At 50.7% G+C, this 19,300-nt stretch carries 17 protein-coding genes; all 17 read right to left on the bottom strand.

The genetic code is table 11. The features are described from left to right. Positions 1 to 4 precede the first annotated feature (4 nt). On the bottom strand, positions 5 to 871 hold the full coding sequence (gene nadC, locus EJP77_RS20215) for a carboxylating nicotinate-nucleotide diphosphorylase (RefSeq protein ID WP_127201070.1): 867 nt from the start codon (positions 869 to 871) through the stop codon (positions 5 to 7). Beyond that, the gene (nadB, locus tag EJP77_RS20210) at positions 861 to 2,477 is read right to left on the bottom strand and encodes an L-aspartate oxidase (protein WP_127201069.1); all 1,617 of its coding nucleotides are present in this window, start codon (positions 2,475 to 2,477) and stop codon (positions 861 to 863) included. The genes nadC and nadB overlap by 11 nt, the downstream gene beginning before the upstream one ends. Before the next feature lie 39 nt (positions 2,478 to 2,516). Further along, a complete protein-coding gene (gene nadA, locus EJP77_RS20205) occupies positions 2,517 to 3,455 on the bottom strand; it encodes a quinolinate synthase NadA (RefSeq protein WP_127201068.1) in 939 nt (312 codons plus the stop codon). A 245-nt stretch (positions 3,456 to 3,700) separates the two neighbouring features. After that, positions 3,701 to 5,812, bottom strand: coding sequence for an ATP-dependent zinc metalloprotease FtsH (gene ftsH, locus EJP77_RS20200; RefSeq protein WP_127201067.1), 2,112 nt, complete (start codon positions 5,810 to 5,812; stop codon positions 3,701 to 3,703). 101 nt (positions 5,813 to 5,913) lie between these two features. Further along, the gene (gene hpt / locus EJP77_RS20195) at positions 5,914 to 6,453 is read right to left on the bottom strand and encodes a hypoxanthine phosphoribosyltransferase (RefSeq protein ID WP_127201066.1); all 540 of its coding nucleotides are present in this window, start codon (positions 6,451 to 6,453) and stop codon (positions 5,914 to 5,916) included. Between the two features lie 52 nt (positions 6,454 to 6,505). After that, complete coding sequence (tilS, locus tag EJP77_RS20190) at positions 6,506 to 7,954, bottom strand: tRNA lysidine(34) synthetase TilS (protein WP_127201065.1); 1,449 nt, start codon at positions 7,952 to 7,954, stop codon at positions 6,506 to 6,508. Positions 7,955 to 8,010: 56 nt separating this feature from the next. Continuing rightward, positions 8,011 to 8,934, bottom strand: a complete 924-nt coding sequence (locus tag EJP77_RS20185) for a serine/threonine protein kinase (protein ID WP_425464268.1) — start codon at positions 8,932 to 8,934, stop codon at positions 8,011 to 8,013. Further along, complete coding sequence (locus EJP77_RS20180; protein ID WP_127201064.1) at positions 8,918 to 9,658, bottom strand: vWA domain-containing protein; 741 nt, start codon at positions 9,656 to 9,658, stop codon at positions 8,918 to 8,920. The genes EJP77_RS20185 and EJP77_RS20180 overlap by 17 nt, the downstream gene beginning before the upstream one ends. Before the next feature lie 292 nt (positions 9,659 to 9,950). Continuing rightward, entirely contained in the window at positions 9,951 to 12,452 is a 2,502-nt protein-coding gene (spoIIE, locus tag EJP77_RS20175) for a stage II sporulation protein E (RefSeq protein ID WP_185897411.1), read from the bottom strand. A 487-nt stretch (positions 12,453 to 12,939) separates the two neighbouring features. Further along, positions 12,940 to 13,437 (bottom strand): S1 domain-containing RNA-binding protein, encoded by a 498-nt coding sequence (locus EJP77_RS20170; protein WP_127201063.1) that lies wholly within the window; start codon positions 13,435 to 13,437, stop codon positions 12,940 to 12,942. A gap of 119 nt (positions 13,438 to 13,556) precedes the next feature. Continuing rightward, positions 13,557 to 13,904 carry an FtsB family cell division protein gene (locus EJP77_RS20165; RefSeq protein WP_127201062.1) on the bottom strand — a complete coding sequence of 116 codons (348 nt, stop codon included), beginning with the start codon at positions 13,902 to 13,904 and terminating at the stop codon, positions 13,557 to 13,559. 22 nt (positions 13,905 to 13,926) lie between these two features. Continuing rightward, complete coding sequence (gene yabQ / locus EJP77_RS20160) at positions 13,927 to 14,496, bottom strand: spore cortex biosynthesis protein YabQ (RefSeq protein ID WP_127201061.1); 570 nt, start codon at positions 14,494 to 14,496, stop codon at positions 13,927 to 13,929. Continuing rightward, positions 14,493 to 14,774, bottom strand: coding sequence for a sporulation protein YabP (gene yabP / locus EJP77_RS20155; RefSeq protein ID WP_127201060.1), 282 nt, complete (start codon positions 14,772 to 14,774; stop codon positions 14,493 to 14,495). Before yabP ends, yabQ begins: the two co-directional genes overlap by 4 nt. A gap of 158 nt (positions 14,775 to 14,932) precedes the next feature. Beyond that, positions 14,933 to 15,214: an RNA-binding S4 domain-containing protein gene (locus EJP77_RS20150; protein ID WP_127201059.1), complete on the bottom strand. Its 282-nt coding sequence runs from the start codon at positions 15,212 to 15,214 to the stop codon at positions 14,933 to 14,935. Continuing rightward, entirely contained in the window at positions 15,214 to 15,486 is a 273-nt protein-coding gene (locus EJP77_RS20145) for an HU family DNA-binding protein (protein ID WP_068621727.1), read from the bottom strand. The genes EJP77_RS20150 and EJP77_RS20145 overlap by 1 nt, the downstream gene beginning before the upstream one ends. A gap of 192 nt (positions 15,487 to 15,678) precedes the next feature. Further along, a complete protein-coding gene (gene yabN, locus EJP77_RS20140; RefSeq protein WP_127201058.1) occupies positions 15,679 to 17,187 on the bottom strand; it encodes a bifunctional methyltransferase/pyrophosphohydrolase YabN in 1,509 nt (502 codons plus the stop codon). 270 nt (positions 17,188 to 17,457) lie between these two features. Continuing rightward, a complete protein-coding gene (locus EJP77_RS20135) occupies positions 17,458 to 19,152 on the bottom strand; it encodes a putative polysaccharide biosynthesis protein (protein WP_127201057.1) in 1,695 nt (564 codons plus the stop codon). Positions 19,153 to 19,300: the final 148 nt, after the last annotated feature.

Raw genomic sequence — 19,300 nt, 5'->3', positions numbered from 1 at the left:
GCTCTCACCTCACTTTCTTGTCATTCAGATCCAGACTGATGTCCAGACTTTCGAAGGAGTAGGTTAGTCTGCCTACAGATATGACATCTACTCCACATTCGGCTATACCCCTTATCGTATCCAGCGACACATTACCAGAAGCCTCCACCGTAACATGGGGGGCTGCTGATTTGATCCGCTGAACCGCTTGCTTCATTAAATCCGGCTGCATATTATCAAGCATAATAATGTCTGCTCCGGCAGCAAGGGCCTCTTCGACCTGCTCCATATTCTCGGTCTCGACTTCGATAGTCATTGTGTGCGGGATATTCGCCCGCGCGCGGCTGACAGCCTGAGCGATACCACCCGCTCCCTTGATATGATTATCCTTAATCATAACCGCATCATACAGGCCGAACCGGTGATTGGCTCCTCCTCCCATGCGCACCGCGTACTTTTCCAGCATCCGGTGGCCTGGGGTGGTTTTGCGTGTATCCACCAATCTCACATCAAGGCCTTCCAAAGCATCTACATACGTGCGCGTACGTGTAGCAATTCCCGATAAGCGCTGCAGTAGGTTCAGTGCCAGACGCTCTCCGGTGAGAATGCTGTGCGTGCTGCCCTCCACCTCAATCAAGACATCTCCCTTGGAAGCATACTGCCCCTCCTCAGCATGAGCCTTGAAAGAAAGCATGGAATCCACCACCTCAAACACAAGCTGGGCTACAGGAATTCCCGCAATAATCCCGTTATCTTTGGCATGGATAATTCCTTTGGATTCATGACCAAATGGTATAGTCACCGATGTGGTCACATCTCCGGAGCCGACATCTTCTCTCAGCCAACCACGTATAGATTCGATAAGGCCTTCATTATATCCATTAAATATCATCGATCGCAGCCTCCAACATTCCTTTTTCCCGATGGCGAACAATTCGCTTCAGCCATTCTATATCTCTGCGTTCCGGATAATCCTCCCGATAATGTCCGCCCCGGCTTTCTTGACGAGCTAGTGCAGATTCCGTAACGAGAAGAGCACAGGTCAGCATATTCGCATACTCCAGTTCCTCACTCCGCCGCAGTTCATATCCAAAAATATCCGTCTGCTGCTGCAGCTCTTTAAGGCCCTTCCTTAGCAAGTCTTCATCCCGTCTGACTCCCACATGCCGGACCATGATCTTCTGCAGCTTCAGCTTCCGCTCACTGATCTTGGAGGGGAACATCCCTGTTCGCTGTTCCTTGTTAGAGATATTCTCCCATGCAGCATCCAGGGGAGCAAGCTTGCGAATCTGTTCCACAATTCGGCGGCCGAACACGATTGCTTCTGTCAAAGAGTTACTGGCCAATCGGTTAGCTCCATGGATTCCCGTTGAAGACACCTCACCACAGGCATACAGCCGGGCAATCGTAGTCTCTCCCTGCAGGTTAGTCTGAACCCCGCCCATCATATAATGCGCAGCAGGGGCTACTGGAATCCAGTCGCTGGTGATATCGAGTCCGTATCGAATACAAGTCTCATAGATGGTTGGAAAACGGTTTCTCACCGTCTCTGGCAGCTCATGCGTGATATCTAAGTATACAAACGTCGATTTCGTAGCTTCCATTTCACTTACAATCGCTCTAGCCACAATATCTCGCGGTGCAAGCTCGAGCTGGGGATGATATTTCTCCATGAAACGCTCACCATGAATATTACGAAGTACTGCCCCTTCTCCCCTCACCGCTTCCGAGATTAGAAACCGAGGAGCTCCGGAATAGCTAAGTGCCGTAGGGTGGAATTGAATAAACTCCATATCCCGGATATGAGCACCAGCCCGGTAAGCAATCGCCACGCCATCCCCGGTCGCTACCTCTGGGTTCGTTGTATAACGATAGAGCTGGCCTGCCCCTCCGCTGCACAGAACCGTTGCATCCGCACGCAGGAAAAGCCGCTGGCCATCCGGCCCTTGAAGCAACGCCCCCTGGCATTCTTCCTGTTCCGTGATTAAATCAATGACATAATGATATTCCAGAATCTCAATGTTCTCTATCTCGCGGACCTTCTGGGAAAGAGCCCGTACAATTTCATATCCTGTAGCATCTCCATTTGCATGAAGAATACGCCGATGACTGTGGGCAGCCTCTTGGGTCAGTGCTAATTCGCCGTTCTCCTGATCAAAGGCGGCTCCCATTCGTATAAGATCTCTTACTCCTTCAGAGCCTTCATGTACAAGCACATCTACTGCGGACTTCAGACAAAAGTCAGCCCCTGCAAAAAGAGTGTCATCCCGGTGAGACTCAGGTGAGTCCTCCTCCGAGATCACGGCTGCAATTCCCCCCTGCGCATATCTTGTGTTGCTTTCCATTAAGCCCTTCTTCGTTATCATGACGACCCGCCGGTCTTCACTTGCTTTAATGGCTGCGAACAGACCCGCAATCCCCGTACCAATCACAATGACGTCTGTTTCACGCATCGGAATTTCTCCAAGATCAAAATCCACTAAGTATTTAGGTATCATTTCATTTCACCTGTCTTTAGGGCAAGAGAGTAGCGCATGCTACTTAACCTGTAACATGCGCTCTAGGGATGCTCTGGCTTTGTCCGCCACAGCCGGTGGAACATACACTTGCGGCTGCATGGTCTCCAGACATTTGACCAGCTTCTTCAGATTATTTACTTTCATATTCGGACATACGAGAAATTTGGTAGCAAAATAAAATTCCTTATCCGGACTGTCCAGTCTAAGCTGATAGCCCGTACCGTCTTCGGTCCCCACGATGAACTGCTTGCAGTCGGACTGCTTGCAGTAATCGAGAATAGCTGTGGTGCTCCCTACAAAGTCCCCCATCTCAACTACCTCTGGGCGGCACTCAGGATGAACCACGAACTGGGCCTCTGGGTATTTGGCCTTCATCTCAACTACATCTTTGACTGTCAACATATCATGGGTGTTGCAGTATCCTTCCCAGATAATCATTTTCTTGTCGGTATGCTGTTGAACATAGTTACCCAGGTTCTTATCCGGAACCCAAATAATCTCATCCGCATCTACTGAATTAATCACTTTCACAGCATTTGAAGAAGTACAGCAAATATCAGTCTCCGCCTTGATCTCGGCAGATGAATTAATATAAGTAACGACCTTCGCATTCGGATACTGGGCCTTCACCTTGCGCAGACCGTCTACATTGACCATGTCCGCCATCGGACAGCCCGCCCGCTCGTCAGGAATAAGAACTGTCTTATTCGGAGCCAGAATCTTGGCACTTTCCCCCATGAAGTGAACCCCGCAGAATACAATTACCTCGGCATCGGTCTGTGCCGCTTTTTGTGCCAGCAAAAAAGAGTCTCCACGAAAATCAGCAACTTCCTGAATTTCATCCCTCTGATAGTAATGAGCTAAAATAATGGCGTTTCTTTCTTTCTTAAGCTGTGCAAGCCGCTCCCGAAGTTCGCGGTTCTGTTCTGCTTTGCGTTCCAAAGCTAATGCCTCCACCCGACATCCTCCCCCGTATCTTAACAGCAATATGGATTAAACTTAGCCTCTCAAACCCGGTCTCTCTGTCTATCCGGACAACCCAAAAACTTTGTGCATTGTTTAACAATTAATTTACACAACGTGAGTTCTGCTGTCAATCTGCCTCAATCCGCAAAAAAACCGGAAAACACCAAGTGTTTTCCGGTTTGCTTCGGCGAATGCTCCTTATATACCTTTGTTGGTAATTATAAGAATTCGCTCAATTATAGCGGTGTACTGCCACCATTCCCGCTTCCATCTTGATCCTTCGGCTGCGGTGGTGTGACCGGGGCATCCTTCACGGTTCCCTCAGGTGTGTCCACGGGATGGTCTCCGCGGATATCATTCGCTGAGCTTCCCGGTACATCATTCGGGATATCTCCGCCTGGAACTTGCGGCTGAGCTTCTTCGTCTCTAGCCTGAATGCGAACATTCACATCTCCAATTGTATCTACAATGGGAGAGCCAGTCTCAGAAGACCCGCCTCCGTCTCCATCCGGATCCGGCGTAAGCTTGCCTGTCTCGATCAACTGTTTGATTTGATCCAGTTCGAGTGTCTCCACCTCAAGGAGTGTCTCTGCAATGAGGTGAACCTCTTTGGAATACTTCATCAACAGCTGCTTACAACGTTCATAGCTTTCATTGATGAAACGCTGCATTTCCTGATCGATTTCATAAGCAATCGCATCACTATAGTTCTGCTCGTGCCCGATATCGCGGCCCAAGAACACTTGGCCTTGAGAAGTTCCGAACTGCATTGGACCGAGCTTCTCACTCATACCGTATTCCACAATCATACTGCGGACAATGCTGGTAGCCTGCTGGAAGTCACTGTAAGCTCCGGTTCCGATTTCACCGATGAACAGTTCCTCGGATACACGTCCTCCGAGGAGGCCGGTAACCTTATCAAGCAGCTCCTGCTTGGTGACCAGCATGCGGTCTTCCTTAGGCATCATAATTACATACCCGCCGGCGCGACCACGTGGAATAATGGTAACCTTATGAACCATGTCTGCATGCTCCAGGAAGTAACCCACAATCGTATGACCCGCTTCGTGGAAGGCCACAATGCGCTTCTCCCGATCGCTGACCACGCGGCTGCGCTTCTCAGTACCTACGATAACACGGTCGATAGCTTCATCAACTTCGCGCATGGAGATATCCTTGCGGTTGCGGCGTGCAGCAAGCAGGGCCGCTTCATTAAGCAGGTTCTCCAGGTCTGCACCTGTGAATCCGGTTGTACGCTTAGCAATTACATCTAGGCGAACATCTTTGGTCAAAGGCTTGTTACGCGCATGTACCTTAAGTACAGCTTCACGGCCCTTCACATCTGGGCGGTCAACCGTAATCTGACGGTCAAAACGTCCCGGACGAAGGAGCGCAGGGTCAAGAATATCCGCACGGTTCGTTGCAGCTACGATAATAATACCTTCGTTGCCACCGAAGCCGTCCATTTCTACGAGCAATTGGTTGAGCGTCTGCTCACGTTCGTCATGTCCACCGCCGAGTCCGGCGCCGCGCTGACGACCTACCGCATCAATCTCATCAATGAAGATGATACAAGGAGCATTCTTCTTCGCATTCTCGAACAAATCACGGACACGGGATGCGCCGACACCGACGAACATTTCCACAAAGTCCGAACCTGAAATACTGAAGAAAGGAACGCCTGCTTCACCGGCTACTGCACGGGCAAGCAAGGTTTTACCTGTACCTGGAGGACCCACCAGGAGTACCCCTTTAGGAATACGGGCTCCGACAGCCGCAAATTTGCGGGGATCTTTCAAGAACTCAACAACTTCTACGAGCTCTTGCTTCTCTTCATCCGCACCGGCTACATCCTCAAATGTAACCTTTTTCTTCTCTTCATTATATAACCGGGCACGGCTCTTGCCGAAGTTCATTACCTTACCGCCGCCGCCTTGAGCCTGGTTAAAGAGGAAGAAGAACAGAATGAACATAATCGCTAGAGGAACAATGGATGTCAGGAGCGTAAGCCAAATGCTGTCGCCCTCCATCTTATTCCAACTATAACTTATTTTGTTCTTCTGGCTGTAATCAGTAAGCTCTGCAACTACGTTTGTATCATAAGGAACATAGGTCTGAAAGCTTTCTTTGTTATCTACTTTGTTCCTGTATTTACCGGTCACCCGATATGCATAACCGTCAAATTGACCTGTCATTTCCTTGACATTGTTCACCTGCAGCTGCTGGCGCAATTGGTCATATCTAGGGGTGTCGGCCGCCTCGCCCCCACCGCTGAGGAATTGGACGATGCCCACCACGACTAAGAAAAGAATTAAATAAAAACCAGAATTCCGGATGAACCGATTCATCCCCTACCTCCTCTCAAAACACTTAAGTTATTTTACCATAGCCTGTCTGGCCATCTCAACAATGGCGCAGGGTAGGCACTAGGCACTTGCGGAGTGCTGTCTTAGCTGGTGTAAATCTCAGGCTTCAAAATCCCGATGTAAGGGAGGTTACGGTACTTCTCGGCATAGTCCAGGCCATACCCGACCACGAACTCATCGGGAAGGACAAAACCTGTGTAATCCGCTTGCAGATCCACCGTCCGGCGTGCCGGTTTGTCGAACAGGGTAACTATAGTAGTGGACTTCGCATTTCGACGCTGCAGCACATCGATCAGATAGCTTAGTGTAAGACCGCTATCGATAATATCTTCGACGATGAGTACATCACGTCCTTCTACAGAAGTATCAAGATCTTTGATGATCTTCACGACCCCCGAAGACTTCGTTGATGCACCGTAGCTGGAGACAGCCATAAAGTCCAGCTCCAAAGGTACTGTTATCTCTTTAACCAAATCGGCCATAAAAATAAAGGCTCCTTTGAGAATACAAATAACGAGCGGATTACGGCCCTCATATTCCTTGCTGAGAATCTGGCCGAGCTCCACTATCTTGTCTTGAATCTGTTCCCGGCTAATAAGGACTTCTTTGATATCGTTCTGCAATGCAAGAACCTCCTAAGTTATACTATGAAAGCCTGACTATGGCGATAACCGGTTACCTTCCGCCTTCGCGATCCACCTGCATGCGCAGAATGGACGAAGTGTGATTCCCTATCGCCGCATGTGCGGATCGGCGGACACCGGGCAGCCATAATATACGGCCGGTTGCATCCGTTACAACAGGTATGTTCTGGCGGACAGATGGAGGTATTTTCTGATCAATGAAAATATCTTTAACCTTTTTGCTTCCGTTTAATCCCATGACTTTCATGATATCTCCCGGCTGGCGGGAACGTACGATCAGCGGATACTTAATCTTATCCGCATCAAATAAGGCTTCATCGTTACCGGATGCCTTCCAGTCTGACTCCGTAGACTGTGCGTCACGCGGCCGTAAAGTAAATCTTAATTCTCTTCCGGTTTCGGGTATCGGTAATCGTGCGGGAACTTCCTCTAGACGGTATGTATATTCCAGCTTAACCTTATCCGTAATCTCCGGTAAAATGGATACTTCATCATACTCTCTCTTACACTGCAGGCCCCCGCCCAAATCAAGACTCCAGTTGGAGGGAAACTCCTGCAGAATACGTTCACGAATGACCTCAATTTTCAGGAAATCAATGTCATCGGTGTTCAAAGGCAGATAATTTAATATTAGTTTAATCAACCTCCGTTGTAAAGCAGCATGTAAACGGCCAAAGTCTTTGGCAGAGAAGGCGATTCCCCCTTCTGCCGGTCTGGCAAGTCTGCCATATACTTCCTTGGCGGCTTGATGCATATAATCATCTTCCTCGCCGGCAACTTCTGCCAGGCGATTCAGCGATTCAGCCAACTGACCATTATATTGCCCCAAAAAGGGCAGTACATCCAACCTGACAGCATTGCGGGCATATTTATTACTCAGATTACTGCTGTCTGTCACATACGCCAAACCACAATTATGACACACCCGGATCAAGTCCGTCTTGTATATACGCAGCAGGGGTCTGATTAGTTCCACATTTTTTTCGCGCCGTTTGATTCTCATTCCGGCAAGTCCCGTCATGCCGGTTCCCCTTAGCAGACGCAGCATAACCGTCTCAGCCTGATCGTCCCCATGATGGGCTAATGCGATAGCTGAAGCATGATATTTATCCGCAATGCTGTGCAGGAACTCGTACCGCTTCTCTCTGGCCGCTGTCTGAAGGCTGAGCCCTGTCTCTTCTATAAAAGCCGGCACATCATAGCTGCCAAGCTCAAAGGGAATCCCCAGTCTGTCTGCTGCGTCCCTTACGAAATCTGCCTCCGCATCGGACTCCGCACCGCGAAACCCGTGGTTCACATGTGCACACACCAAGCGGAGGGAAGAGCCCGGCTCCCAGGCTATTTGGTGGAGAGCATGCAAAAGAGCCACAGAGTCCGGACCGCCGGATACTGCGACTACAATACAGTCATGAGCAGACCATAAGTCGTATTTGCGCGCCATGCTGCGCACATAAGTTGCAAGCTGATTCAAGTCTTCCATGCCGTTCTCCCCTTGCTGCGCCGGATATCCAACCGGATGTGAACAATTAGCACTTGCTAACGCAGCGTTAAATAGATAGCACAGACAAGCAGAAATAAGGAAATGGCAAACGCGCTCTTAAGCCAGCCCGGTGTTCTGCGGACGGAGTGCCGAACCGGCTTCCGCGAGATCATTCTTTTCCACATCTCATAAGCCTCATCTGTATGCTCGAACCCGCCGCTAATGGCCTTCTTCAGCCAATTGGAATAAGGACGAAGACGCGGTTCCTGATTCATGATCTGGACCAGATCTGCGGTGCTCCGGGTCTGCGGAAGCTGATTCGCCGCCGTCTTGAGACGGCTCTCCGCCAGCATATGGATACATACCACAGCAAAAGAAAACCAATCATAAGCCGCATCAGCCGTCCGGCCCCCTGCATTCCAGAATCCGCGGTCGTACCACTCAGTGAACTGCTTCACACTTCGCCCATTCTGGCTTACGCCGCCGTAATCAATGAGCTCAACGTCCCCGTATGCTGACACCAGGACATTGTCCGGCTTTAGGTCCCCGAATACCCAGCCCCCCTTATGAAGAGCTGCCAGCTGCTTAAGTAGGTTAAGACCAGCAAGGTCAAGCCACTGCCCTCCCCGGCGGGTAAGGAACTTGCTCAGCGGCTCGCCTTTCACATACCGCATAACATAGAAAGGAATCTCTCTATCCCCCAAGGTGAAATCATCCACCTCCACTAGATAAGAAAGATCCCGATCCTCAGCATTATGCTGACCCTGCAGCGCCTTCAGCACATTAATCTCCGATTGCAGATCCAAGGCGTCATAGCCCATCTTAAGGGCATATAAATTGCGCGTCCCGGCTTGCTGTACAAGATATACGATCCCGTTCGCTCCCTGACCGAGGAGCCGCTGAACCAGATATCGTCCTCCTCGCCAGCGTCCCGTTACAAGCGTCCCGGCCGGGATACTCGTTCTATACGACGTAGTCACCGAGCATCCCTTCTCTTTCATCATTGTCCTCCGGCCTAGTCTGATTTCCATTTATTGTACCATATCGGAAGAAATCAATCACCTTAAGGATCGCCGGCCCGGTTGGGGTTGCCCCTCTCATTGCCATATGTTGAAACAGGCTCCGTACTCCGCTGAGATCCGAGGTCCACCCCTGATCTAGCACCGCGTCCTCACCCCCGTGACGTCCAGGAAAATGAAATACAGCAAGCCGGCTCATTCCTTCACGTGCATTCAAGCTGATCATTAAATCCCGAATCGCTTCCTCCACGGCAGCAAGCTTTGGCTTCATGCTTGCACTTGCGTCAATTAAGAGCGCAATTTCGAGTGGTGTAGTCTCCGTAAGCTCATCCACAACCTCAACGACCTCGGACCGCTTGTCAGGAGGAAGGTCTTCGACGGATGTTTTTCCCAAAATATGTTTCAATTCTCTATTAACCGCCTGCTGAATCGTCTGAACCACGGTCTTTCTGGTCATCATCTGCATCGTCTGCGCAAGCTTCTCCGTTCCGGATAATTGGCTCATCCCCCCGCCCGCCTTGGCAATTTCCCTAATCTCCAAACTGCCCAGTTCTCCAATTGTTCCATAATCTACGATTCCGATCACATTCACTGTAATTCCTTCCTGACGTGCCAATGAGGCAGTCATTACCGGGCTTTGCCCCACATTAGAGCAGCCGTCTGTAATTAATAGAATTTGCTTCATTCATATTCGCCGTCCCTTCCGGATTCCAGGTTCTCTGTCTCTAGTTATTTCCAACCTGGAACAGGTTCAAACCTAAGAGAATGAAAGAATCATATGGAATGAACGAAAAGAACTAACGAGCTTAGTATTACTTTTTCATGGAGAATCTGCAACGAGTGAATGCAATCTTTAGTCCAATCCATTTAGTATCCGAAAGAAAGGAAAATGGAGTGCCCAGCCAAGCTGCCTCCATTTCCCGGGCAATGCATATAAGGTTGTAGGATTACTAGCCGTACAATGAAATTGCCGTCGACTAGCTAACGGTTCTCGGGCGTTCCAAGCGGTCTACTCCCGGAATATGCAGCGTGGACCACTCCGGACGGCGATGATCCACCTTGGCGACAGCCACGGTCATATCATCATTTATCTGGTTCCCTTGATAGCGGATAACAGCGTCGAGCAGGCAATCGGCAATAGCCTGTGGCTCTTCCGTAGTAATCTCTTGAATGAGACGCTTGATCCACAGCTCCTTGTTCACCGCATAACCTGGTGCATCATAGATCCCATCGGTCATCATAATCAATATATCGCCCGGCAACAGCTGCACCGTAACCAAGTCTACCTCAATATCCTGGATAATCCCGATTGGGAGATTGCTCGCAGAGACGGAGATTACCTCATTCCCTCTCTTGATAAAGCTGGGTGATGAGCCAATCTTCATGAAGGTGGTGCGCGCCGAATGCTCATCGATGAGAGCCATATCCACCGTTGCGTATATTTCGTCCGGTGATCTGAGCATCAGCACCGAATTCACGGATTTGATAGCCAAAGTCTCATCCATTCCCGACTGAAGCAGCTGCTCTAATATATTCAGGGCCGTGCTGCTCTCCAGTCTTGCCCGCTCCCCATTCCCCATACCGTCACTCAAGGCTACCGCAAAAGTCCCGTTGCCGAGCTCTGCCGCACTGAAGCTGTCGCCTGACAGCAGGTCGCCCCCTTTGGCAGTACCGGCTACCCCGGTGGAGATCTCATAGGACTTTGCCGACCCAAAGGTAACATTCGCTAGACCCTCTTTGCCGGATGGCACGGATTCATTCATTACCGCGATGTGCTCATCCAGAATGTCGGATAACAAGGGCGCTATGATTTTACGGCACTCATCATAACCACGGGTATACGCATGGGTAATCTCAATTTCAACATTGCCATGGTCCAGACAAATGATATCCACGCTGTGAATGGACAAGCCCATAATCTCCAAAGCCTCTCTGATCTGCTCCTCCTGGCGGTACATCGTCTGACTCTCTCTCTTGATCTCTCTGGCCAAGTCCTCCATAACCTGGGACACCCCGGAGAGCTGCTCGGCTACCAGCTGACGGCTGTCGTATATTTGCCGTTTCCAGTGCATATCATTTTGGTAGAGGTCATATTCCCGCTTCATAATATTCAGGACCTGATCCGTCTTCTTGCATACTTTATTCCATTTAACTGGAAGCTCGTCATGCCGAACCTCTGGATTCTCTTCTATAGTAGTCATCATTTCGGTCATAAACTTATAGGTCTGATAAAAGTTCCCGTCCCAGCAGTGATTCTTGCGAAAACAGGTGCTGCAGGCTCCCTCAGTTGCCGCATTCATGAAATGGTCCATTTCCTCGCCGCGTCTTGTTATTTCTCCTGAGCTGGAGACTTGTCCAAAGCTGCGGGAAAGCTGCTTGAAGACGTGGGAGAACTGCGTGACCCGCTCTGCGGTAATATCTCGAATCCGCTTGGCATATTCATGCTGGGATTCCGTATAATCCTTGGTTCCAGGCACATATTTGGCTATAAAGCCGATTACGGTCTTTGGCGTAAGCATGAATAGGATTACGGCTGCGCAGGTCTCCCATGTGGAGGACATCACATCACCTGGACCGGTCAGATAAATTGAAAGGATCGATGAACCCAGCAGCATGCCGAGCCCTACTGACCATTTCCGGCCTTCGCGCAGCATCCCGGCGAGCATCCCGGAGAATGCCAGCAGGCTCATTTGATAGATGGCTGACATATCGGCCAAGCTTAGGATAAGCCCCGTGATTACACCTACCGAGGCTCCTAGTGGTGCCCCGCCTACCAGCGCGAACAGAAGAATGAGATATCTGGAAAGAATGTGTTCCAGAGACAAGCCGTTAATTTGCCATCCAACAGCACCTGTCATAACCGAGGCCAGCAGGATGATCAAGCACAGGATCTCTTCATTCCGCAGATTATAGTTCTTCTTTCTATAAGTGAAGATGGGCACGGCCTGCAGAAATACCAGCGTAAGCACGAAGCTGAGTACCGCATCCATCACAGTCATGGTCAAGGTATACCAGGACAGGGAAGGTCCGATAAGGGCTCCGAAAAGGTTGACTAGGAAGGCTGAGGTGAAGACCATGATGGGGGCATAAGAAATTTCCGCCTTCTCGAACGATTCGAGTCCCTTTTGCATCAGGAAGATGATAATTAATTCCCACACAACCGAGAGAAAGTGATGGTGAGGAGCAAATATTGCACCTGCTACAACGGAGGCAAAGACCGGAAGCAGCAGATCCCGCCGCATGAAAGCGATAACAGCAAAATAGGCGACAGCAAAAGGGGACAATTCATTCAGGATCGTGGCCTTACCCAGCAAGAATCCCATCATCGTCAGAAGGAAGGTCCATTTGTTCGCAGCCACAAAACGGCTTGTCTTCATAGCAGCCGAGGTCTGTCTCCATTTAAGCCACCACTTCTCCCCGTCCTGCTCCTTCGCCTTCTTCATTCCCGGAAAAGCAATCACATTCCATTTCTCCATCATGGCACCACCTTCTCTGGATTTAATACAGATTGAACTAAAGAGATGAACGTCAAGCGCTAGGTATTGAACATTTCGTTCATTTCCTATGTATTCATTCTAACCTGGAGTATCTGAACCCCGCTGTCTTTAGCTCAACCTGCATAGTGAGGTATGTCCCATTATAGGAGCGTGTCTATGGAAAGTTTGTCAGAAGGCGGGGTAAGCCGAAAAGAAATTTACGACAAATTGAGAGGGCTTTGCCTGTGGCCCTTGACCCTTGCCAGCACTCGGAACAGCACTCTCTAACCAAATCTATGTTCGCCTTCTGCCGCGCATCATTTTTCATTATGTTCGCCCTGCGTTCTTAGCGATTTGCCCTGAGACTTACGGAAAAGCGTTGGATGTTGTCGGCAAAAAAATGGAACCCCCTTCCTGGCGACAAACGAGGGCGACAAAAAAACCGTAAGCGCTAGGCTTACGGTCTGTTGTATTAAATATTAAAGATGATTTATACTCGTTTCGCGCCGCGGCCACCGCGTTTGCCTTCGGTGTTCTTCTTCAGCGACGAAATACGCTCTTCACTATCTTTGAGGAAGCGTGACATTTTATCTTCAAAAGAAGCTTTGCCCACTGGAGGTTTGAATGAGCGTCCTCCGCGATCCCGGTTAAAACCGCCTCCGCCACCACCACTAGGACGATCTCCGTCTCTACCGCCGCCACTAGGACGATCTGGTCTTGGTGCACGTGGAGGTCTTGGTGCTTCCGCAGGTTTATCCACAGTCTGCTTAATCGAAAGCCCGATCTTACCGTCTTTATCAACGTTAATGACTTTAACCGTCACAACATCGTTGATCTTAAGATGATCGTTAACATCCTTGACGTAGTTATCGGCGATCTCCGAGATGTGTACGAGACCGGTGACACCTCCTGATAGATCCACAAATGCTCCAAAGTGCGTGATGCCCGTCACCTTGCCTTCTAACTTGGTGCCCACTTCTATTGCCATAAAATAAAATGATCCTCCCTTAAAAATGTCACCAAGACATCATGATCTTGGCTTCGGTGATTTGATTATACCGAATGACTCAAACAAGGTCAACAGACGTATATCCTGTATGAGTTTATCTATTTCTCGCCCTCGGAATCCGGTACACGGATCGGCACTTCTCCAGGTCTGTATAACCCGTATTTCTTCATTGCGATTTGACCAATGTACTCCGGATCCTTCAGACGTTCTATTTCAGTTTTGAGCTGATCTAATGCTTGGTTACTCTTGGCTTTGGAGTCTTGTTTCTCTGAGAGTTCACGCGAGCTCGCCCCAATCTGACTGGCCTGGGAGATGAAAGTATACCCTGCCCATCCTATAAAGATGACAATGAAAGCAAGCCACAGCCTGTACCGCCTGCGGGCGCCTGCATTCTTGACAGGAGCAGGTTCACTGTTCCTAGATGCATTTCCAGATACAACGCGCAAAATATCCCACCTCCAAAACCCTTTAATTCTTGGTAAACCAACGGTTCCAGAGTTGAACCGCCCACGATCTAAGCTTGTCAGCCCGCTCAGGAATATGAAAGCGTCTTAGCAGAGGCATGGCCATCCACCTTAAGATTCTCCATATCGGCAATAGAGAGATTCGTCCGAGAAAGAGCACCACGATCCACGCGAAGCCTAGCGCAAGCTTGACGCCTTTCAGCAAAATGCGGATAGGAGCAATGATGAATAGCTGAATTAACCGCAGAACCAAGGCATAAATCCGTTTGGTTACCACCATTAACATTACCACAAAACGCTCCGTTATAACACTTAAGAATAAAAAATATATCCAAACGCCTACAAACAAACCCAAGAATACATAGAATCGGAGTTGGCCCTGATTGCTCTGATACAGCATTCGGAAGACGAAGATTGAAGCAGCTGCCCAGTAGAGCAGATCCAGGGCATGAACCGTCCACCGCGGAAAGCGCAGCTGGCCTGATACAACGCGGTAGCTGTCAAAGGCGACCCCCAATATTCCCCCGGAAAAAAGCATCCATAGCAGGGTCACCCACTGCACATGCAAATTCATTTAAACAACTTCCCGATGAAACCTTTGGTTTTACGCTGGGATCCGGGGTTTACATACGACAGGGAGTTCACAACGCCCTCAATGGCTAGAAGACCCTGTTCCAGGCTTAAATTTTTGATGTGCAGATTTTGTCCGCGGATCGTAAGATGCCCAAGCTCCGTCTTGAGCTGAAATTCCTCACTATCAAAGCTCTCCACGTTATTCACGCCGGATATTTCAAGCAGCTTGCGGTTATGCATATGCACTTCCTGCAGCTTTCCTCTTCCTTGATCATTCATGGCATGTACCCCTCCCTCTACAGTAACCATCTTATGGGGGGAATACAGCCTTTAGAACCCAGGTGATCTTCAATTATATAAAAATCTAAAGGGCTGCTCCCTAAGACAGATTCATCTGTCTGGGAACAGCCCTTTTCTAGGAAGATAAGCTTAAGGCTTTAGGTCCAATCCAGACCCTGATCCTTTGCTATTGGCTCTTCTTTCACTAACGTATATAGGCTTGATGCTTCTTCCTTGCGGGTGTTCTCGGCAAGCCGCTCCACCCTAACCGTAACCAGCTTCTGTCCAAATTGAACGGTGATTTCATCGCCCACTTTGACGGAACTGCTCGGCTTGGCTTCCCGGTCATTAATCAGCACTCTGCCTTGTTCGGAGACGTCTTTAGCTACGGTGCGCCGTTTAATCAACCTTGAGACCTTCAGGAATTTATCAAGACGCATTATTTTACAGCTTCTTTAAGCTTGTTGCCTGCTTTGAATGCAGGAACGTTGGATTCTGGAATTTCGATAGTCTTGCCAGTCTGCGGGTTGCGACCAGTACGGCCGGAGCGCTTGCGAGTCTCGAAAGTACCGAAGCCGATCAATTGAACCTTGTCTCCGCTGGAAAGAGCATCCGTGATTTCGCCAAGAAATCCGTTAAGCACGACTTCAACGTCTCTTTTAGTCAAACCGCTTTTGCTCGAAATGTTGTTGATCAGATCTGTCTTGTTCATAAATTAAAAGCCTCCCAATATTCAAAAAAATAGAGTATATGCGGAAGTAAACAGGCTGGATAAGCCGAAAATCAACCGCGAAGTGGTCTTTAGGTAATTCTTGCTTCAATAACGAATTCCTGCTTGATGCCATTAAATTCTTTGTATTCTTCACAAAAACCTCGAAATGGACAAAATTGCCCCCTGCTCACCTCAAAGAATACGGCCCGAACGCTCTACTTCCTTGGCCTCATCCCATAAGCGGTCCATCTCCTCCAGGCTGCTCTCAGATAACATTCTTCCGGCTTCGTTCAGCTTGCGCTCAACATACTCGAAACGGAACTTGAATTTGCGGTTCACCAGACTCAGCGCTTCTTCTGGATCTGCACCAATAAACCTGGCGACATTGACTACGGTGAACAGAACATCACCCAGCTCAAGAGCCTGCTCGGACGCCGCATGTCCTTCTCTAATTGCCTGCTTAAGTTCTGCCAATTCCTCATCAATCTTGCCAAGGGCCCCCTCGACATCCTCCCAATCAAAACCTACCTTGGAAGCCTTCTTCTGGAGCTTGAAAGCCTTCATGAGCGCCGGAAGATCACGAGGAACCCCGCTTAGGGCTGATTGTTTCTCAGGAACAATGCCCTTCTTCCTCTTCTCTTCAGCCTTCATGCCCTCCCAGTTATTCAGAGCCTCCTCCGCATCTTCAGCAGATAAATCCCCGAATACATGCGGATGCCGGAAGATCAGCTTGTCGTTCAGACTGCCGATAACATCATAGACCGTGAATATCCCGGTTTCTTCTTCCATTTGCGAATGCAACATGATTTGAAGCAGCAGGTCACCGAGCTCTTCCTGCATATGATCCGGGTCATCTTCATCAATGGTCTCAATCACTTCATAGGTCTCTTCAATCAGGTTCTTACGGATGGACTGATGGGTCTGCTCCCTGTCCCATGGACAGCCTTCGGGACTGCGCAGGATGGTCACAATCTCATGCAGTCTCTCGAAGCTGCGCTGCCGCAGCATCTCATTATCATCCCGCGGAATATAGATTAACGACAAATTCCCGTACCCTTCCACACGGTCGAGCTCATGCAGGGGAACCTGTTCGATCTTCTCCTGTCCGGCTACACCCAGGGCATGACCAACCGTAACCGGATAATCATCCGGATAGGTCTCCATGAGGCTCAGCTTCACATCGGAAGCCGTAAAGCTGTCGTACACTTGGCCAATTAACGTATGTACACGCGGCTCTACGAGCGAGGATGCCAGTTCCGACGCATCCAGCAGCTGGAACCCTTCAATGGGGTCAAAGCCCAGACGTGTAAAGGCTACATCCAGAAAGCTCTCCCCGCCGATTATATCTAGTCGAACTCCCCGTTCCGGACAGCGTTCACGCAGCAGCTTGACGGTTGACTCCGCTACCATGGGATGTCCGGGAACGGCATAGATGATTTCACGTTCGGGCGGCAGATCTGACGCGGCAGCGAGCAATTGACTGGCAATTTCATCGTACACGGACGGGAAATCATCCTTGGCTTCATACACCTCATCGAACGATTTGAAGGAAATCCCGGTCTCCTCCAGCCAGCTAACGACTGGATGGTCCAGTGTCCGTACATAACGGAGCTCTGCCTGCTGAAGCTTCTTCAGGCTCCCTACAGTCAGCTTGTCCGGATCGCCAGATCCGAGACCAATAACAGTAATTGAAGCACCCACCTGTATCACACTCCTGAAATCCCGCTGGTCGCGGGGTAATATGCTGACTTTTTATGATAAATAGCCGGAAATTAAGCACCCTGCCCTTTAATAATGAATGATAATAACCAAGGTTACAAAGTTAAGCACTGAGAGTTGAGACGATGAATCAGCAATCCACGGAATTGAGTTACTCCACGTCGATCCACTAAGAAGTGTGATCCGACGGGTGACCCTTCATTCTTCAACGCAAAAAGAATTACACAAAACGAGGACGTACGCCTATCTCGTCTACTCCTGCTCCGGCAGCAGACGCAGCCGCCGAAGCAGCCTGGCGAGCTTCGGCCCAATCTTCGGCAGGGCCTCGATCTCCGGCCCTGTCATCAGGCGCAGCCGCAGGACGCCGGCCGCGAAGACTGCCGCACCTACGAACACGCCGAGCAGACTCTCGGCGGCAGCGGTGGTGCGGCTCGGCCCTAGGCCGGCTGCGTCTGCGAGCCAGCGCAGGGCGAGCACGGCCAGGGCCAGCGCGCCGATCAGCAGCGCTGGCTTCAGCACAGCGTCTGCCAGGCGCAGCCGCAGCGCTGTGGTCTTCACCAGCAGCGCGAGGCTGAGCGCTGCGGCAAGGCTGTAGGCCGCCACGCCTGCGATGGCGGCCCCGGTGATGCCAAGCTGCGGCACCAGCAGCAGGTTGAGCACGATCTTGAGCACCGCGGCCCCAGCCAGATACAGGGCCGGCGCCCGCACGGTGCCCAGTCCCTGGAGCAGGGCGGCCGTCAAGGTGAGCATCGTGCTCGGAGCGGCCGTCAAGGCGATCCACTGCATCGCCGCAGTTCCGGCTGTGTCCTTGTAGAGCATGATGTTGATTGGCTCTGCCAGCGCGGCAAGCCCGGCTGATGCTGCAAGTCCAATCAGCCAGAACCAGCGCAGGGCCAGACGGGAGTGGGACTCGATACTTTCTCGGTCCCCCCTGTACTTGAATTCTGCGAGTGCAGGAATGAACAGCACCGACAGGGAAGCGGCCAGCATGGTTACAAGCTGGACCAACGGGATACCGCGGTTATAGATGCCCACCTGCACCATAGAACCTAGCTCATCCCATCCGCCCTGCTTAAGCAGGCGCGGCAGCGTAAAGGTATCTACAAGGCTAATCAGGGGCACAGCCAAGGCAGCCAGACAGATCGGAATGGCATAAGCCAGCAGCTTCTTCAGCAGCCTGATTCGCGGTTCTCCTTCTCCATGCCTTTCACCTTCGGCTATGGGCTTGGACTGCGTATCTTCCTGCCGACTTCCCTTCCACCCGCTGCCGCTTTTCCCCCAAGAGATAACCTCCGTGCGTCTACGATGCCGCTGCCAATACAGCAGCATAACCACAAGCCCTGCGAGCCCCCCAGCGGCAGATCCGATCATCGCCCCGGAGGCCACGGTGCTGTCAGAGGACCCGGCAGCGGTGAAGGAAAGGAGCAGAACAATCATGACCCCCACCCTGATAGCCTGTTCAATAACCTGCGACACCGCGGTCGGCAGCATATCCTGCAGGCCTTGAAAGTACCCGCGCAGCGCCGCCGACACAGGTACGAAGAAGAGTGCCGGCGCCGTACATCTCAGCGCGGGGACCAAATGCTGATTGCCAATCCAATCGGCTAGCAGCGGCGCGCCAAAGTACATCCCGAGGCCCCCGGCACAGCCCAGGGCCAGCATAACCACGGCCGACAGCCGGAGCACCTCGGCCGACCCTGCCCGGTTGCCGGCGGCTTCCCGCTCGGCCACGAACCTGGATACCGCGGTTGGGAAGCCCGCGGTTGCGAGCGTTAGCAGCAGTGTATAGAAGGGATAGACGGTGTTATAAATACCGAAGACCCCGTCTCCCCCGATATTTTGCAGAGGTATCTTCTGCAGTGTTCCAAGCAGCTTGGTCACAATCGCCGCCAGGCTTAACAGCACCGCTCCTTTAAGCATTCTCCCGGCACTGGAAGTTTGTTTCATGAGGTTCCCCACTTTACTGTAGCAATACTTAACCTCATTCCATTATAATCCTTGTCCACACCTCAGGGAAATGACCACAAAAAAACCCCCTCTGCTTTGCCGGCCATGCGGCCGAAAATCAGGCAGTGGGAGTTTTACGTTTTGCAAA

The sequence above is a fragment of the Paenibacillus zeisoli genome, assembly GCF_003994465.1.
Lineage (GTDB): Bacteria > Bacillota > Bacilli > Paenibacillales > Paenibacillaceae > Fontibacillus > Fontibacillus zeisoli.
Note: the sequence above shows the minus strand (reverse complement) of the source record. Positions and strands in the feature narration are given on the sequence as shown.

Excerpts from the sequence above, each read along its gene's own strand:
- spoIIE (WP_185897411.1), bottom strand. The coding sequence starts at position 12,452 with ATGATGGAGAAATGGAATGTGATTGCTTTTCCGGGAATGAAGAAGGCG.
- EJP77_RS20150 (WP_127201059.1), bottom strand. The coding sequence starts at position 15,214 with ATGCGTCTTGATAAATTCCTGAAGGTCTCAAGGTTGATTAAACGGCGC.
- yabQ (WP_127201061.1), bottom strand. The coding sequence starts at position 14,496 with ATGAATTTGCATGTGCAGTGGGTGACCCTGCTATGGATGCTTTTTTCC.
- nadC (WP_127201070.1), bottom strand. The coding sequence starts at position 871 with ATGATATTTAATGGATATAATGAAGGCCTTATCGAATCTATACGTGGT.
- EJP77_RS20180 (WP_127201064.1), bottom strand. The coding sequence starts at position 9,658 with ATGAAGCAAATTCTATTAATTACAGACGGCTGCTCTAATGTGGGGCAA.
- EJP77_RS20145 (WP_068621727.1), bottom strand. The coding sequence starts at position 15,486 with ATGAACAAGACAGATCTGATCAACAACATTTCGAGCAAAAGCGGTTTG.
- yabP (WP_127201060.1), bottom strand. The coding sequence starts at position 14,774 with ATGAATGATCAAGGAAGAGGAAAGCTGCAGGAAGTGCATATGCATAAC.
- tilS (WP_127201065.1), bottom strand. The coding sequence starts at position 7,954 with ATGGAAGACTTGAATCAGCTTGCAACTTATGTGCGCAGCATGGCGCGC.
- EJP77_RS20170 (WP_127201063.1), bottom strand. The coding sequence starts at position 13,437 with ATGGCAATAGAAGTGGGCACCAAGTTAGAAGGCAAGGTGACGGGCATC.
- EJP77_RS20135 (WP_127201057.1), bottom strand. The coding sequence starts at position 19,152 with ATGAAACAAACTTCCAGTGCCGGGAGAATGCTTAAAGGAGCGGTGCTG.
- ftsH (WP_127201067.1), bottom strand. The coding sequence starts at position 5,812 with ATGAATCGGTTCATCCGGAATTCTGGTTTTTATTTAATTCTTTTCTTA.
- nadB (WP_127201069.1), bottom strand. The coding sequence starts at position 2,477 with ATGATACCTAAATACTTAGTGGATTTTGATCTTGGAGAAATTCCGATG.